General features: G+C 66.6%; 15 protein-coding genes. 2 read left to right on the plus strand and 13 right to left on the minus strand.

All coding sequences use genetic code 11. From position 1 onward, the window contains the following. Window positions 1-254: 254 nt before the first annotated feature. The 5 genes from QMG72_RS16790 to QMG72_RS16810 all read right to left on the minus strand — a co-directional run bounded on the left by QMG72_RS16790 (window position 255) and on the right by QMG72_RS16810 (window position 5,657). Window positions 255-476, minus strand: coding sequence for a hypothetical protein (locus QMG72_RS16790; protein WP_283481194.1), 222 nt, complete (start codon window positions 474-476; stop codon window positions 255-257). A 90-nt stretch (window positions 477-566) separates the two neighbouring features. After that, complete coding sequence (tyrS, locus tag QMG72_RS16795; protein ID WP_226774706.1) at window positions 567-1,880, minus strand: tyrosine--tRNA ligase; 1,314 nt, start codon at window positions 1,878-1,880, stop codon at window positions 567-569. A 76-nt stretch (window positions 1,881-1,956) separates the two neighbouring features. Next, entirely contained in the window at window positions 1,957-4,185 is a 2,229-nt protein-coding gene (locus QMG72_RS16800; protein ID WP_282359409.1) for a HelD family protein, read from the minus strand. A 157-nt stretch (window positions 4,186-4,342) separates the two neighbouring features. Next, window positions 4,343-4,885: an adenine phosphoribosyltransferase gene (locus QMG72_RS16805; RefSeq protein ID WP_282359431.1), complete on the minus strand. Its 543-nt coding sequence runs from the start codon at window positions 4,883-4,885 to the stop codon at window positions 4,343-4,345. A gap of 103 nt (window positions 4,886-4,988) precedes the next feature. Next, window positions 4,989-5,657 carry a DNA-3-methyladenine glycosylase gene (locus tag QMG72_RS16810; protein ID WP_283481196.1) on the minus strand — a complete coding sequence of 223 codons (669 nt, stop codon included), beginning with the start codon at window positions 5,655-5,657 and terminating at the stop codon, window positions 4,989-4,991. A 91-nt stretch (window positions 5,658-5,748) separates the two neighbouring features. Between QMG72_RS16810 and QMG72_RS16815 the strand changes: the two genes are divergently transcribed. Together QMG72_RS16815 and QMG72_RS16820 are read left to right on the plus strand one after the other, a co-directional pair. Then, complete coding sequence (locus QMG72_RS16815; RefSeq protein ID WP_282359407.1) at window positions 5,749-7,287, plus strand: DNA-3-methyladenine glycosylase 2 family protein; 1,539 nt, start codon at window positions 5,749-5,751, stop codon at window positions 7,285-7,287. Continuing rightward, on the plus strand, window positions 7,284-7,799 hold the full coding sequence (locus QMG72_RS16820) for a methylated-DNA--[protein]-cysteine S-methyltransferase (RefSeq protein ID WP_282359406.1): 516 nt from the start codon (window positions 7,284-7,286) through the stop codon (window positions 7,797-7,799). Before QMG72_RS16815 ends, QMG72_RS16820 begins: the two co-directional genes overlap by 4 nt. Window positions 7,800-7,843: 44 nt before the next feature. Here QMG72_RS16820 and QMG72_RS16825 read toward each other — a convergent pair whose 3' ends face one another. The 8 genes from QMG72_RS16825 to argB form a co-directional block, all read right to left on the minus strand. Continuing rightward, on the minus strand, window positions 7,844-8,584 hold the full coding sequence (locus tag QMG72_RS16825; protein ID WP_282359405.1) for a maleylpyruvate isomerase family mycothiol-dependent enzyme: 741 nt from the start codon (window positions 8,582-8,584) through the stop codon (window positions 7,844-7,846). A gap of 38 nt (window positions 8,585-8,622) precedes the next feature. After that, the gene (locus QMG72_RS16830; RefSeq protein WP_253033192.1) at window positions 8,623-9,153 is read right to left on the minus strand and encodes a pyridoxine/pyridoxamine 5'-phosphate oxidase; all 531 of its coding nucleotides are present in this window, start codon (window positions 9,151-9,153) and stop codon (window positions 8,623-8,625) included. A 136-nt stretch (window positions 9,154-9,289) separates the two neighbouring features. Next, complete coding sequence (argH, locus tag QMG72_RS16835; RefSeq protein WP_226774713.1) at window positions 9,290-10,705, minus strand: argininosuccinate lyase; 1,416 nt, start codon at window positions 10,703-10,705, stop codon at window positions 9,290-9,292. Then, window positions 10,705-11,910, minus strand: a complete 1,206-nt coding sequence (locus QMG72_RS16840) for an argininosuccinate synthase (RefSeq protein WP_226774714.1) — start codon at window positions 11,908-11,910, stop codon at window positions 10,705-10,707. The genes argH and QMG72_RS16840 overlap by 1 nt, the downstream gene beginning before the upstream one ends. A 121-nt stretch (window positions 11,911-12,031) precedes the next feature. Further along, window positions 12,032-12,562, minus strand: a complete 531-nt coding sequence (locus QMG72_RS16845) for an arginine repressor (RefSeq protein ID WP_283481199.1) — start codon at window positions 12,560-12,562, stop codon at window positions 12,032-12,034. Then, entirely contained in the window at window positions 12,562-13,581 is a 1,020-nt protein-coding gene (gene argF, locus QMG72_RS16850) for an ornithine carbamoyltransferase (RefSeq protein ID WP_283481213.1), read from the minus strand. The genes QMG72_RS16845 and argF overlap by 1 nt, the downstream gene beginning before the upstream one ends. A gap of 11 nt (window positions 13,582-13,592) precedes the next feature. Next, window positions 13,593-14,852, minus strand: a complete 1,260-nt coding sequence (locus QMG72_RS16855; RefSeq protein WP_226774716.1) for an acetylornithine transaminase — start codon at window positions 14,850-14,852, stop codon at window positions 13,593-13,595. Beyond that, a complete protein-coding gene (argB, locus tag QMG72_RS16860) occupies window positions 14,849-15,805 on the minus strand; it encodes an acetylglutamate kinase (protein ID WP_226774717.1) in 957 nt (318 codons plus the stop codon). Before argB ends, QMG72_RS16855 begins: the two co-directional genes overlap by 4 nt. Window positions 15,806-15,810: the final 5 nt, after the last annotated feature.

The following is a 15,810-nucleotide window of genomic DNA, read 5'->3' on the forward strand; positions in this document are numbered from 1 at the left end:
GCCGCCAGCGTTCATCCTGAGCCAGGATCAAACTCTCCGTTGAAGTAAAACAGACACAACCAACACCCCCGGGAAAACGGGACGCATCAGCTGCACAAAATTTGAAACCAGCTGTAAAAACCAGACCCCACCACGGGGTGGCGGACCTGATCAATTCAACCAATTCAATACAATAAATTGGTATCAACAAACTTGGCACACTATTGAGTTCTCAAACAACAGACACATTCAAAGTAGTAGCTGAAACAATTCAACTAAATGAATTCTTTATCTTTCAGTCTTTCTTTGCTGCGATATTTCAATCTTATTTCATTCATTTCCGCTTTGCAAATCCGGATTTTCATCCGAAGTTCACTTGCTGGAGCAAATGTCCCCACCAAAATATGAAGCATTTTTTCGATTTGCACGATGTACTCCGGGGAGGACAATAGCGCTAAAAGAATTGCTTCTCTAGTTTGGTTGGGGTTGGCCGCCACTCTGCGGTGGCGACTAAAAGAACAATACACGCTCCGCCCCGACCTTGCAAGCGGGGCGGCAAACGGGGTACGTCGACGCGCGGTGTTCGGCTAGGGCACGCTGACTTCCACGGTGGCCAGGTTCTTTTTGCCGCGGCGCAACAGCAGGTATCGGCCGTGGAGCAGTTGGCCGGGCTCAATGACGGCGTCGGGATCTGCAACCTTGGCATTGTTGACGTACGCCCCGCCCTCCCCCACCGTGCGGCGGGCGGCGGACTTGCTCTCCGACAGGCCCGTTGCGACCAGGAGTTCGATGATGCCCAAGGTGCCGGCGCCGACTGTCGCGGACGGCAGCTCGGACGTGGCTGCCTTGAGCGTTGCCTCGTCCAGGGCGCTCAGATCACCGTTGCCAAACAACGCAGCAGAGGCGGCAATGACCTTCTCTGTCGCTTCTACTCCGTGCACGAGCGAAGTCACTTCGTAGGCAAGCTTGCGCTGCCCTTCGCGGGCGAACGGCCGCTCGGCCAGCGCAGCCTCCAGGGTCTCGATCTCCGCCCGGCTGAGGAACGTAAAGACCTTAAGGCGCGCAGCAACGTCGCTGTCTGCGGTGTTGAGCCAAAACTGATAGAACGCATACGGGCTGCACATCTCCGGATCAAGCCAGATGGCGTTACCCTCGCTCTTGCCGAACTTCGTCCCGTCGGCATTGGTGATGAGTGGTGTCCCAAGCGCGTGGACGTGTTTGCCCTCAACCTTGCGGATCAGGTCAGTGCCGCTGGTCAGGTTGCCCCACTGGTCCGATCCCCCGGTCTGCAAGACACAGCCGTGGTCACGGAAGAGCTGGAGATAGTCCATACCCTGAAGGATCTGGTAACTGAATTCCGTGTAGCTGATTCCCTCGTCGGAGTTCAACCGGTTGGCGACGATGTCTTTTTTGATCATGGTGCCGACCCGGAAATGTTTGCCGATTCCGCGCAGAAAATCGATGGCGCTCAAGGGCGCTGTCCAGTCAAGGTTGTTGACCATTCGGGCCGCGTTGTCGCCCTCAAAACTGAGGAACCGCTGGACCTGCGCCTGCAGTTTTCCGACCCATTCTGCTACCGTCTCGGGGGTGTTAAGCACACGCTCTGCACTCTGGCGCGGGTCACCGATGAGGCCGGTGGAGCCGCCGACGAGGCCGAGGGGCTTGTGGCCGGCTAGTTGGATCCGGCGCATTAGCAGCAACTGCACCAGGTTGCCCAGGTGCAGACTCGGAGCAGTGGGATCGAAGCCGCAGTAATAGCTCACTGGTTCTCCGGCGAGCAGCTGCTGGAGCTCCGCCTCATCCGTGGAGACGTGGACCAGGCCCCGCCATTTCAGCTCCTGCCAGACGTCGGCGAAGCTGGGGTCATTCTGCTGGGAACGGGGATCATTTAGCTGGGACACGGAATCTAAGGTAGCAGGATCAGCGCACCCTCAGCGTCTGTGACTTTCGATCGAGACCGGCACCGCCGTGCCGGGCTCAGTCTTCGATGCCCGCCGGCACGCCGGCGGAGGCGATCAGACGCAGCCGCTGGGTGGGCCGGGTCATGGCCACATACAGGTCACCGACACGGCCGTGCTCACGGTTCAGCATGGCCGAAGGCTCCAGCACCACAACGCCGTCGAACTCCAGGCCTTTGGCCTCGCGGGGACTGATAACAACGATGTCCTGGGCATAACTTCCGGCGTCGGTGCCGACGCGGCGCCCGTAAACGGCGCGCAGTGCCGCGGTGGCTTCGGAAAGAAGCCCGCCGTCGGCAATGACCGCCAGCAGGCCGCCCTCCAGGGAAGCGAGTTCCTCCGGCAGGACCGCCACGAGCTTGCTGATCACCTGGCCCGGCTCGACGCGGTCGACCACCGGCGCCCAGCGACCCTCGCGGACAGCCTTGGGTGCGGAGACGACAAGCCCCGCCGCGTTGGCCATCCGGGCCGCCGCTTCGGCAATCTGCGACGGTGTGCGGTAGTTGACTGTGAGCTCCTCGAGCTGCCAGCGGTCACCGAACATCGGGGCCAGGGCGCTCTGCCAGGAATTGGCGCCCACCACGGAACTGGTCTGGGCAATGTCGCCCACGATGGTGAAGGACTTCAGCGGGCAGCGGCGGACCAGCAGGCGCCACTGCATCGGCGAGAGCTCCTGGGCCTCATCCACCACAATGTGCCCAAAGGCCCAGCTGCGGTCGGTCGTGGCACGCTCTGCTGCAGTGAGCCGGGCCTCGCGTTCCTGGTTCTGGTCAACGAGCTCTTCCGCGGAGATCAAGACGTCTACGCCGGCGGTTTCCATGTTAACAAGCGTCTGTTTGGCGTTGGCCAGGTCGCGTGCACGATCGTGTTCCTGCTGTGCCAGCCCCCTGCCCGCAGCGGCGTCCAGCTCGCCGAGGAGTTCGGCTGCCTCGTCCAACAGCGGCACGTCAGCTTCGGTCCACGGCGCATCGGCCGGGCGGAGCAGCAGTTGCCGCTCGGCCGGGCTGAGCTGGGGGGTACAGGCTTCCAGGATCGCCGGCTTGCTGAAGAGTTCACCAATCAGCTTCTCCGGCGTCATCGGCATCCAGCACAGATTCAATGCGATCCGGACGTCCCGGGCGGAGCGGACATCCTCGGCCAGGTAGGAGCGGTCTGCGTTGTTGCCGATGCTGCCGGCCTCGACGAGTTCGGTCATCTGTTCCGTAAGTTCGCGCAGCAGCATCCTGACAAACGAAACGCGCGCTTCGTTGTGCGGCTTGCCGATGGAGCGTGCGCGGTCCCGGGCACGGCGGACCTGCCGGGGAGTCAGGAGGAGTTTGCGTCCGTCCACTTCAAGGACGCGGTTCTGCGCAGGAATACGCTGCCGGTTGGCCACCGCGTTCGCCACGACCTCGACCATGTCCAGCCGGCCCTTGATGGCAGCGACCTCGGACTCCGGCTCGGCCACGGCATGGATTCCGGGCATCAGCCGGCCGACACTGGCCATCACAACGCCGGTCTCGCCGAGTGACGGCAAGACGCGTTCGATGTACTTCATAAAGGACGACGACGGTCCCACCAGCAGGACGCCGGCGGTCTTGAGCCGGTCCCGGTGTGTGTAGAGCAGGTAGGCCGCGCGGTGCAGGGCAACCGCCGTTTTGCCGGTGCCGGGCCCGCCCTGGACGACAAGGGCTCCGGAGATCGAGGACCTGATGATCCGGTCCTGCTCGGACTGGATGGTGCCGACGATGTCTGACATCCGTCCGGTCCGCTTGGAGTTCAGGGCTGCCAGCAGCGCGCCCTCGCCCTGCAGGGACTCGTTGTCCGCGAGCAGCCCGGCGTCCAGGACATCGTCCTCGATGGCCTTGACCTCGCGGCCCTGCAGGATGAGGTGGCGCCGGCGCCGCACTCCCTGCCGGTCAAACGCGGTGGCCTGGTAAAAGTGTCCGGCTTCCGGCGCACGCCAGTCGAGCATAAGCCGCTGCAGCTCGTCAGTGGTCAGCCCGATGCGGCCGATGTACTGCGCCTCCCCGGAGTCGAGGTCGAGGCGGCCGAACACCAGCCGGTCATCGACGGCGTCGAGCTGCGCAAGGCGGTCCTCGTAGAGTGCAGCGAAAGCATCCCGCTCGGAGACGTTCTGCATAGTGCCCACCGCACCGGCCCGACGGACCTGCGCCAGCTGGGTGCGCTTTTCCGCCCGCAGCTCGTCGAGCCGGGCGTAAAGTCCGGCGACATAGTCGCGTTCATGGGCCAAATCAGCGTCGTGCATCGAACGTTCCCCTATCGAAAAAGACAGACCAACCATTCTACAACCATTTCAGTGCGGCACCGCTACACGACCGCTTTTTGCACCCCGGTGCAGCGGGGCCCGCGGGATCGTCCCGCGGCCCGGTGCACCTTGCCGCCCGCCGGGCCCGGAGGGCGGTTTACAGCCGCAGCAGGGAACTGACCCGATGCCCGTCGAGGGCAGAACGGCCGTTAAGCTCATCCAGTTCCAGGACCACACCCACACCGGCCACTTCGACGCCGCAGCGTTCGAACAGCCGGACGGCGGCAGCCAGCGTGCCGCCCGTGGCAAGGACGTCATCGAGAATCAGGACGCGGCTGCCGGGCGCAAGGTCAGTGGTGTGCAGTTCCAGGGTGGCGCTGCCGTACTCGAGCGCGTAGTCCTCGGAGACCACTTCACGGGGTAGCTTGCCGGCCTTGCGGACGGTGATGACGCCCGTGCCGGTGGCGTAGGCCGCGGCGGCAGCCAGCAGGAAACCGCGGGCCTCCACGCCGGCCACGGCGTCGAACTGGCCCTTGAACGGCTCCACCAGGGCGTCCACAACAGCCTTGAGTGCCGCGCCGTCGGCGAAAACGAGGGTCAGGTCCTTGAAGACAATTCCCGGCTTGGGGTAATCCGGGATGGTGGCGCACAGGCTGCTGATAAGTTTGTCCACCGGCGCAGCGGTTTCACTCTTGGTCATCGTGGTCCGGGGAAGCTCGCTTTGATTCACCCGTCAAGCTTACTCGCTGGGCTTTTACGGTTCCTTCGGGCACGTGTGCCGGTCGCCCGGCAGGGCCGGCCTGCTACCCCGGGCGCACCTTCGCTGCCTTGTAGCGGGAGACGGTCGGGTCGCCGGTGACCCAGAAGCGCCACGGGTAGTCGCGGCTGCCCCCGGCGCCCGAGACGCCGACGCGTGGTCCGGAACTGACATCCACGGCCGGCAGGTCCGGCAGGTCAAGCCGGAACGGGGCCAAGAGCGCATCCTGGCCGGTGTCCGCCGTCGTGATGCCCAGTGCCGTGGCGAGCCGGGCCGGGCCGCTTGCAAGCTCCCTGGCGGATTTCGATGTCGGCCGGCGGGTGAGTGCCAGGTCTTCCCCGGCCACAACCATTCCGGCCCGCAGCAGCACGGCAGAGGCTTCTCCGAGCGGTCCGCAGACGATATTGGCGCAGTGGTGCATGCCGTAGCTGAGGTAGACGTAGAGGTGCCCGGCCGGGCCGAACATCGGGGCGTTGCGCGCGGTGGCGCCGCGAAAGGTGTGCGAACCGGGATCCGGGTGCTGCGAGTCGTGCGGTCCCAGATAGGCCTCCACCTCGCTGATCCGCACGGACACCAGGCCATCGGGACCCTCGTGCGTCAAAACCGCGCCAAGCAGCAGCGGCGCCACCTGCCGGGCGTCGGCGGACAGGAGCCCCCGCAGCCCAGTGGCCGGGAATCCACGGCCCGGCGCACTGTCAGGAGGAGTCTCACTCATGCTCCGACTTTAACAAACCCGCCGGATCACCCTGCACGGCCATGTCCGATTTCCGCTAGCAGCGGCACCCGGATGCTGGCAGGATGAACTCATGGATTTCTGGCAGCGCTACCGGGCAATCGACGCCCGGGACATCCGGTTCGACGGGCAGTTCTACACGGCTGTCCGCACGACCGGCATCTACTGCCGGCCGTCCTGCCCGGCCCGGACCCCCAAGGCCGGCAATGTCACGTTCTACGAGACCTCCGCCGCCGCGCACGACGCCGGCTACCGGGCCTGCAAACGCTGCCTGCCCGAGGCGGTGCCCGGCACGCCTGCCTGGAATGTCCGCTCGGACATCGCCGGACGCGCCATGCGGCTGATCAACGACGGGGTGATCAATCGCGACGGCGTCGAAGGCCTCGCCACCCGCCTGGGCTACTCCTCGCGCCAGCTCAACAGGATCCTCAGCCACGAGCTCGGCGCCGGCCCCCTCTCGCTGGCCCGTGCCAGCCGGGCCCAGACGGCGCGGACCCTGCTGGTCTCCACCACGATCAAGGTCGCCGACATCGCGTTCGCTGCCGGATTCAGCAGCGTCCGCCAGTTCAACGAGACCATCGGCGAAGTTTTCGCCATGACCCCGTCGGCGTTGCGGGCCACGGCACGCCACCACCGGACGCCGCCCCTGGCTGCTGTGTCGTCGACGGCCCTGACGCTGAACCTGCCGTACCGCGAACCCTTCGACCCCGGCGTTTTTTCTTTCCTCGCGGTCCGGGCCATCCCCGGCGTCGAGGAGGGCACCTCCAGCTCCTATGCGCGGACGCTGCGTATGGCCCACGGCGATGCGCGCTTCCGGGTGGACTATAACGCCGAAGCCAGCGGCCGCCCGCTGCTGCTGAGCATCGGCGCCGTCGACCTCCGGGACCTGCCCTCCCTGCTCAGCCGGGTCCGCCGGCTGCTGGACCTTGACGCCGACCCGGTCGCCATCGACGAGGTGCTGGGATCCGATCCCCGGCTGGCGGCGGGAGTCACCGCCACGCCGGGAATCCGGATGCCCGGCGCCGTCGATCCGCAGGAGCTGCTGATCCGGGCAATGATCGGCCAGCAGATCACCGTCGCCGCCGCGCGGACGGCACTTATCCGGTTGTCCGCCGCCGGCAGCGACAGCCTGGTTCCCGCCGTCGGCCTGCACCGGCTATTCCCCACCGCGGAGCAAATTGCCGCGGACGGCCTCGGACTGCTCCGGGGCCCGCAACGCCGCGTCGATTCGATCCGGAATGCAGCCGCTGCGATGGCTTCGGGCAGTCTCGACTTTGGCTATGGCGATGACCTGCCGGGGCTGGAGTCCAAACTGCTGCCCCTGCCCGGGGTGGGGCCGTGGACGGTGGGCTATGTGGCGATGCGCGTGATCGGCGCACCGGATGTCTTCCTTGCCAACGACGCGGCGGTGCGCAATGGCATCCGCTCGCTGGCCCCGGATCCTGACGGCGCCGTGTCGCCGGGCCAGCCCCTGAGCCCCGATTTCCGCGAGCTCAGCCCCTGGCGGTCCTACGCCACCATGCACCTGTGGCGCATAGCGGCGCTCGCCCGGGCCGCGGCTCCCAAAACATCATCCATTTCCCCCCTGGCTCCCAAGAAAGCGGCATTATGAAAGCCCAGTTGCTGACCATGTCCACCCCCGACGGCCCGTTCACCATCATTGCCCGGGACGGTGCGGTGCTTGCCTCCGGGTGGACGGCTGTTCCCGGGGACTTGACCGGGCAGATCCACCCGGACCTGCTGCCGGGGGCCTTCGAGTCCGTCCCGGGCCTCGGCGTCATCTCCGATGCCGTGGACGAGTTCTACGCCGGCTATCCGCAACCGGCTATGGCGGTACCGGTGCTGCAGAAGTCCGGTCCGTTCCGCGGGCATGCCTGGGAGATCCTCCGCACCGTCGCGCCGGGACACCCCGTGAGCTACACCGAGTACGCGGAAATGTCGGGAAATGCGAAGGCCGTCCGCGCTGCTGCCAGCGCCTGCGCCTTCAACGCGGCGGCGCTTTTTGTACCGTGCCATCGGGTGATCCGCACCGACGGGAGCCTGGGCGGGTTCCGGTGGGGGCTGGTAATCAAAAAAAGCCTTCTGGCCCGGGAACACCTGCTGGTCTCTGCCGTCAAGCAGTAGCGGGCGCGGGCCGGCTCCCGAGTGGTTAGGCGCCCGAGTTGGGCTCAGCGGGTGGCAGGCACCCCGGCCGGCCACGGAAGCAGCGCCGGGAGGTCGACGCCGTCGGCCGCGGCCGTGGCGCGCAGGCTGCCGAGAGTGGGCGTGCGGCCCGCGAGCCAGGCAGCAATGTCGGTCAGCATCCCGTTGACGGCCGTCGATCGGCTGCCGGGCGTACCGATGGCCACGGCTGGCAGTCCGAGCGGCTGGAGGACAAAGCGCTGCCCGTCGGGCACCCGCGCGGCCAGGAATTCGAAAAGGTGCTCGCAGAACGGCCGGCTCCAGGTCTCGGGACCGCGGCCGGTGCCAAGATCTGCGGCGTGAATGACGAATTCGCGCCAGAGTGCCAGTCCGCCGTCGAACACAACTCCCCCGCGGAAACTGATCGGCCTGTGCCAGTCGGCGCCGTCAAGGGATTCAAAAGCAGTCAACGCCCGGACCAAGGCGTGATCCAGATCGGAGCGGTGTTCCGCCACGGGGTGTCCGGCCGACATTTCGATCGCCCGGGTCCGGCCTTCGAAGCCGCCGTCATAGAGTTCGATGGTCTTGCCCTGCGCGGCGAATTCCAGCTGGCGGGCCATCGCGTTGGCGATGCCGCAGAGGTGGGCCAGCACATGTCCCCGGGTCCAGTCCGGCAGTTCCGAGGGCGCCTTGACGTCCTCCTCGGAAAAGGTGGCAGCTATCCCCGCCACGACGTCGGCGGCGCGGCGGAGTTCTGCCAGGAGTTTTTCCGGCGTGATTGTGGTCATGGCGAACATCCTAACCGAGCGCCCTGGATAAATCCGGATTAACTGAAGGACCCCGGGCCATAGCGGTGGCGGATGTGCCGGCGGTCGTGCCGAGCCTGCCAGAACTCGATTTCGCGGGGCCGGAGGGCATAGAGCTGCCAGTCCGGGTTATCGCCGCCGTCGGCCCCCGGCCGGGCGTGCCAGTCTGCGGCGGAGGCCTCCGCCGACAACTCAACAACACCGCCGGCCACCCGGACCTGACGGCCCTGCTGCTGCCAAAAGAAGTTGAGCGCGGCCTCCGGGTTGGCCGCAAGCTCCCGGCCTTTCCGCGACGCACGGGACGTGGCGAAGTGCCAGCCGCCACCGTCGATGTCCTTCAGGATGAGCATCCGGGCGGAGGGACGCCCTAGGCGGTCCGCCGTGGCCAGGCTGCAGGCGTTGGGCTGCGGCACACCGGCTGAGAGCGCCTCATCGAACCACTGCCGGAACAGCTCGGCGGGGTCAGCGGGCGCTTCTGCCGGGTCGAACTCCGGAAGTACATCGGGGAAATCGGGCAGGCCACGCAGCAACTGGCGGAAAGTTTCGCTCATGCCGTAATGCTAGCGGGGAGTTTTGGCGGCAAACGCACAGCGCTCCCTCACTTTTGGCAGGAAATCCGCCGACTCTCCTGCAGGCAGTGCAGGAGCGTCGGCGGAAATGCTGCAGGAAGTGAGGGAGCGTGTGTCGCTAGCCCGCGTACCCGCGGACCCCGGCCAATTCGCTCTCGAGGGCCACCAGTTGGCGCTCGACGGCGGCCGGAGCCGTACCGCCCTGGGAGTTGCGGCTGTTCAGCGAGCCCTCGGTGGACAGGACCGTACGGACCTCGGGTGTCAGGTGCTCGGAGATCGCGGCGTATTCCTCATCCGTCAGGTCCCAAAGCTCGACGCCGCGGCTTTCCGCCTGCTTGACCGCAGCCCCGGAGAGCTCGTGCGCCTCACGGAACGGAACGCCCTGCCGGACCAGCCATTCGGCAATGTCCGTAGCCAGCGCGAAGCCCTGCGGCGCCAGGGACTCCATCCGTTCGGTGTTGAACGTCAGCGTCGCGATCATGCCCGATACTGCCGGGAGCAGGACCTCCAAGGTGTCGGCGGCGTCGAAGACCGGTTCCTTGTCCTCCTGCAGATCGCGGTTGTACGCGAGCGGCAGGCCCTTCAGTGTGGCCAGCAGCCCGGTCAGGTTGCCGATCAGCCGGCCGGCCTTGCCACGGGCCAGTTCCGCCACATCCGGGTTCTTCTTCTGCGGCATGATCGAGGAGCCGGTGGAGTAGGAATCGTGGAGCGTAACAAAGGAGAACTCCTTCGTGGCCCACAGGATAACTTCCTCCGACACACGGGAAAGGTCCACGCCGATCATGGCCGTGATCCACGCAAACTCGGCGAAGACATCGCGGGAGGCGGTGCCGTCGATCGAGTTGTGCGTCGCGGAGAAGAAGCCCAGTTCCGCGGCCACAGCCTCCGGGTCCAGGCCCAGCGACGAGCCGGCGAGGGCACCCGAGCCATAGGGTGACACCCCGGCCCGCTTGTCCCAGTCCGCCAAACGCTGCACATCGCGCAACAGCGCCCAGGCGTGGGCCAGCAGGTGATGGCTCAGCAACACGGGCTGGGCGTGCTGCAGATGGGTGCGGCCGGGCATGGCGACGCCCTGATGGGCCTTCGCCTGGTCCACCAAAGCAGCGATCGTTGCGAGGACACCGCGGGCAATGATCCGGGCATGGTCACGCAGGAACATCCGCCCCAGCGTGGCCACCTGGTCGTTACGGGACCGGCCGGCGCGGAGCTTGCCGCCAAGCTGGGTGCCGGCGCGCTCAATCAGACCCCGTTCCAGCGAGCCGTGCACGTCCTCATCGGAGTCCGCGGGCAGGTAGGCACCGGAGGCCACGTCTGCATCCAGCCGTTCCAGGGCGTCCAGCATGCCCTCAAGCTCGGTGTCGTCGAGCAGGCCGGCCTTGTGCAGGACGCGGGCATGGGCCTTGGAGCCGGCGATGTCGTAGCGCGCCAGCCGCCAGTCGAAGTGCGTGGACTTGCTCAGCGCCGCGAGGGCGTCAGCGGGTCCGCCGGCGAACCGGCCGCCCCACAGCGCGCCTTCATTTGTGCCGGAAGCCACTACTGACCTGCGACGCGGATGTCGCGGCCCGAGGCGACCTTGGCGGACATGCCCCACAGCTCGATGAAACCCTTGGCCATGGACTGGTCGAAGGTATCGCCGGTGTCGTAGGTGGCGAGGTCGAAGTCGTAGAGCGAGGTCCCGGACCGGCGTCCGTTGACGATCGCCTGGCCGCCGTGCAGCACCATCCGGATGTCGCCGGTGACGTAGCGCTGGGTGTCTTCGATAAAGGCGTCGAGGGAGCGCTTGAGCGGCGAGAACCACTGGCCGTCGTACACCAGTTCGGACCAGCGCTGGCCGACAGTGGCCTTGAACCGGGCCTGCTCGCGTTCGATGGTGATGTCTTCGAGGTGCTTGTGCGCGGTGATCAGCGCCATGGCACCAGGCGCCTCGTAGATTTCGCGGGACTTGATGCCAACGAGGCGGTCCTCGACGACGTCGATCCGGCCCACGCCCTGGGCGCCGGCACGGCGGTTGAGCTCCTTGATGGCCTGCAGCGGGGTGACCTTAACACCGTCGATCGCGACCGGGACACCGGCGTGGAAGGAGATGGTGACCTCGTCGGGAGCCGGCGGGAACTCCGGGGTCGCGGTGTAGTCGTAGATGTCCTTGGTGGGACCGTTCCAGATGTCCTCGAGGTAGCCGGTTTCGACGGCGCGGCCCCAGACGTTCTGGTCGATGGAGTACGGGTTCTTTTTGGTGGTCTCGATCGGGAGTCCCTTTTCCTCGGCGAAGGCGATGGCCTTGTCGCGGGTCAGGGCAAGGTCACGGACCGGTGCAATGCACTTCAGGTCCGGGCCGAGGGTCTGGATACCGACCTCGAAGCGGACCTGGTCGTTGCCCTTGCCGGTGCAGCCGTGGGCCACCGTGGTAGCGCCGAATTCGCGGGCAGCCTTGACCAGGTGCTTCACGATCACGGGGCGGGAGATCGCGGAAACCAGCGGGTAGTGGCCTTGGTAGAGGGCGTTGGCCTTCAGCGCGGGCATGCAGTACTCGTTGGCGAACTCGTCGGAGGCGTCAGCCACATAGGCTTCGACGGCGCCGCAGCCCAGGGCGCGCTGGCGGATCGTCTCCAGCGACTCGCCGCCCTGTCCGACGTCGACCGCCACGGCGATCACCTCGGCACCGGTAGCTTCACCGATCCAGCCGATAGCTACGGAAGTATCCAGGCCACCGGAGTAGGCCAGCACAATACGCTCAGTCACTTCAATTGCTCCTTAGTTGTTTGGTTCTTAGTTGTTTGGTTCTTAGTTGTTTGGTTCTTAGTTGTTTGGTTCTTAGTTGTTTGGTTCTTAGTTGTTTGGTTCTTGGTTCTCTGGTGGAAGTTTATTGGCCGGCTTCATCAGCGAGCCGCAGGAAGCGGGCCGCGACGGCTGCGCCGCCGACCGGGTCGCGGGTGACCAACAGCACGGTGTCGTCCCCGGCGATGGTGCCGAGGATGGACGGCATCACCGAGTGGTCGATCGCCAGCGCCAGGAAGTTGGCCGCGCCGGGAGGCGTTCGGAGCACCACAATGTTCGCGGACGCTTCGGCGGTGACCAGCAGTTCCGCGCAGAGCCGGGCCAGCCGCGCGTCGAGGATTTCCTGGCTGACACCGCTTTTGGCCGCGCGTTCCCCGCCCTCCCCCGGCACCGCGTAGACGAGCGCACCTTCCTTCCCGCGGACCCGGACCGCGCCGAGCTCCACGAGGTCCCGGGAGAGGGTGGCCTGGGTTACCTGGACGCCGTCGTCCGCGAGCAGTGCCGCCAGCTCCGCCTGCGAACGGACCGACTCACCCGTGAGGATCGCGGTGATCCGTGCCTGCCGGGCCGTCTTGGTGGCCGGGCTGGCCCCCGGGGAAGCGGGCTGGACGGACACTATCGGCGTCCCTTCGGTGCCGGCTCCCCGTTCGGCGCCAGCCCGTCAACGACGGCGAGGCCGGAGCGGTGCATCAGCCAAGCCATCAGCGCCTTCTGGGCGTGCAGCCGGTTCTCGGCCTCGTCCCAGACGATTGACTGCGGGCCGTCGATCACGGCCGCGGCGATCTCGTAGCCCCGGTAGGCGGGCAGGCAGTGGAGCACCACGGCATCCGGCGCCGCGAGCTGCATCGCCGCTTCGTCGACAGCGTAGCTGCGGAACAGCTGCAGCCGGGCCTCCTTCTCCTCTTCCTGGCCCATGGAGACCCACGTGTCGGTCGCGACGACGTCGGCCCCCAGCAGCGCCTCGGCAGCATCAATGGTGACAAGTACCGACCCGCCGGTCTCCGCCGCGCGGTCTTCGGCCGCGGCGATGATCGCCGGGGAAGGCAGGTAACCTTCGGGGCCGGCCACGCGGACGTGCATGCCGGCGGTGACGCCGGCCAGCAGGTAGGAGTTGGCCATGTTGTTGGCAGCGTCGCCAAGGTAGCTTAGGGTGAGGCCCGCCAGCTCGCCCTTGTGTTCCTTGATCGTAAGCAGGTCGGCGAGGAGCTGGCAGGGGTGGTAGTCATCGCACAGGGCGTTAATGACCGGCACCCGGGAGTTTGCTGCCATGGCCACCAGGCCGGCGTGGGCACCGGTCCGCCAGACAATGGTGGACACCATCCGCTCCAGGACCTTGGCGGTGTCCTCGATGGACTCCTTGTGGCCGATCTGCGCCTCGCCCGGGTTGATGATCAACGCATTGCCGCCCATGTCGGCCACGCCCGCGGCGAACGAGACCCGAGTCCGGGTGGAGGTCTTATCGAAGATCACGGCAACGGTCCTGCGTCCGCTGGCCTCCGCCGCGAACGGCTGCACACTGTAGGGGGCGGCCTTCATCCGCAGGGCAAGGTCCAGGACCTCAGCCTGCTCGGCCGGGGTGAGGTCGGTGTCCTTGAGGAAGTGCCGGGGCCGGCTGTTCGACGTCACTGTCGACATTTCAGTCGTGTTCACTGGGCGTCCTTTGCTGTCTGGAGAAGGGCAGGCAGTGCCGCGAGGAAGCGGTCGGCCTGTTCGGTCGTGAGGATCAGCGGCGGGGCGAGCCGGATCGTGTGCGGGCCCGGGCTGTTGACGATAAAGCCTGCGTCGAGCCCGGCGGCCACGACGGTCGGGGCGACGTCGGCGTCCAGATCAAAGCCGATCAGGAGCCCTTCGCCGCGGACCGCGGCAACGCCGTCGATCCCCGCGAGGCCGGCACGCAGCCGCTCCCCTACGTTCCGGACGTGGTCCAGGACATGCTGGTCCGCCAGCACGTGCAGGGTGGCCAGTGCTGCAGCGGTGGCCACCGGGTTGCCGCCGAACGTCGTCCCGTGCTGGCCGGCGGAGAGCAGCGCGGAAGTTTCCGGGCCAAAGGTCACGAGGGCGCCAATCGGGAAGCCGCCACCGAGGCCCTTGGCGAGCGTGACCGCGTCGGGCATAATCCCGGCGTCCTCGCTGGCGAGCCACTTGCCGGTACGGCCGATGCCGGTCTGGACCTCGTCCAGGATCAGCAGGGCACCGACGGCACGGGTGGCCGCCCGCGCGGCCTGCAGGTAGCCGGCGGGCAGCGGCCGGACGCCGGCCTCGCCCTGGATCGGTTCGAGGAAGACTGCTGCGGTGGTGTCGTCCACTGCGGCCAGGAGCGCGTCGATGTCACCGAAGGGGATGTGCACAACGCCGCCAGGCAGCGGCGCAAACGGCGCCCGGTAGGCCTCCTTTGCGGTGAGCGCCAGCGCGCCCATGGTCCGGCCGTGGAAGGCGCCCTCAAGGGCGATGATTTTGGTCCGCGGCGTCGCTGCCGAACCAACATTGCGCCGTGCCAGCTTAAACGCGGCCTCGACCGCCTCCGTGCCGGAGTTGGCGAAAAACACCTTGGAACCGGCCGGCGCGCTGGTGATCTCCAGCAGCTTTTCGGCCAGCGCGATCTGGGTGGGACTCGTAAAGAAGTTGGAGACGTGACCCAGGGTGGCGAGCTGGCTGGAGACGACCGATGTGACAAAAGGATGCGCGTGGCCGAGGGCATTGACCGCGATCCCGCCGAGCAGGTCCAGGTATTCCTTGCCGTCCGCGTCCCAGACGAGGCAGCCGGCGCCACGGACCAGGACCCTCTGCGGGGTCCCGAAGACACCCAGCAGCGAGGTGGAGTAGCGGGCCAGCCAGTCGGCTCCGGTACCGGAGCCGCCGGTTCCGACCATTTCGCTGAGTTTGGGGGATTTTTCCAGCTGGTTCATTTGTTTTCCTCGTCCGGGACGACCTGTGTGCCGATGCCCGCTGTTGTGAAGGTCTCCAGCAGCATCGAATGCGCCAGCCTGCCGTCCACGATGTGTGCGCGTTCGACGCCGCCTTCAACGGCTTTGAGGCAGGCCTCCATTTTCGGGATCATGCCTGACTCCAGACGCGGCAGCAGCTCGCGGAGTTCCGACGCGGTAAGCGAGGAAATCAGCGAGGAGCGGTCCGGCCAGTTGGCGAAGAGACCCTCAACATCGGTGAGGATAACCAGCTTCGAGGCGCCGAGCGCCTCGGCCAAGGCCGCGGCGGCGGTGTCCGCGTTGACGTTCAGCACCTGGCCGGTGGTCTGCACTTGGTGGGTTCCCCGGTCACCGGTGCCGTCCGCGAATATTTCCGGCGCTACTGTCGAAATCACCGGGATCCGGCCGGCCGCAACGATATCCAGGATTCCCTCGGGGTTTACGCCGACAACTTCGCCGACGAGGCCCAGATCCACCTCCTCGCCGTCCACCACGGTGCCGGTCCGGACGGCCCGGAGCAGCCCGCCGTCCTCACCGGACATACCAACGGCGTAGGGGCCGTGTGAGTTGATCAGGCCCACGAGTTCGCGGCCCACCTGGCCGGTGAGGACCATACGGACCACGTCCATGGCCTCCGGCGTGGTGACCCGCAGCCCGCCCTTAAACTCGGATTCGATCCCGAGCCGGCTGAGCATGGCGTTGATCTGCGGGCCGCCGCCGTGCACCACGACCGGGTGGATCCCGACGTGGTGCAGGAAAACGACGTCCTCGGCAAAGGCGCGGCGCAGCTCATCGTTAACCATGGCGTTGCCGCCGTATTTGATCACCATCGTGGTGCCGGCAAAGCGCTGGATCCAGGGCAAGGCCTCGATCAGGGTGCCGGCCTTGCCCTGGGCATCGGACATGGACGTGGTCTCGCGGGTCTGGGCGTTCATCGGCA

The organism is Pseudarthrobacter sp. PH31-O2 (assembly GCF_030063265.1).
In the GTDB taxonomy this organism is placed as follows: Bacteria; Actinomycetota; Actinomycetes; order Actinomycetales; family Micrococcaceae; genus Arthrobacter.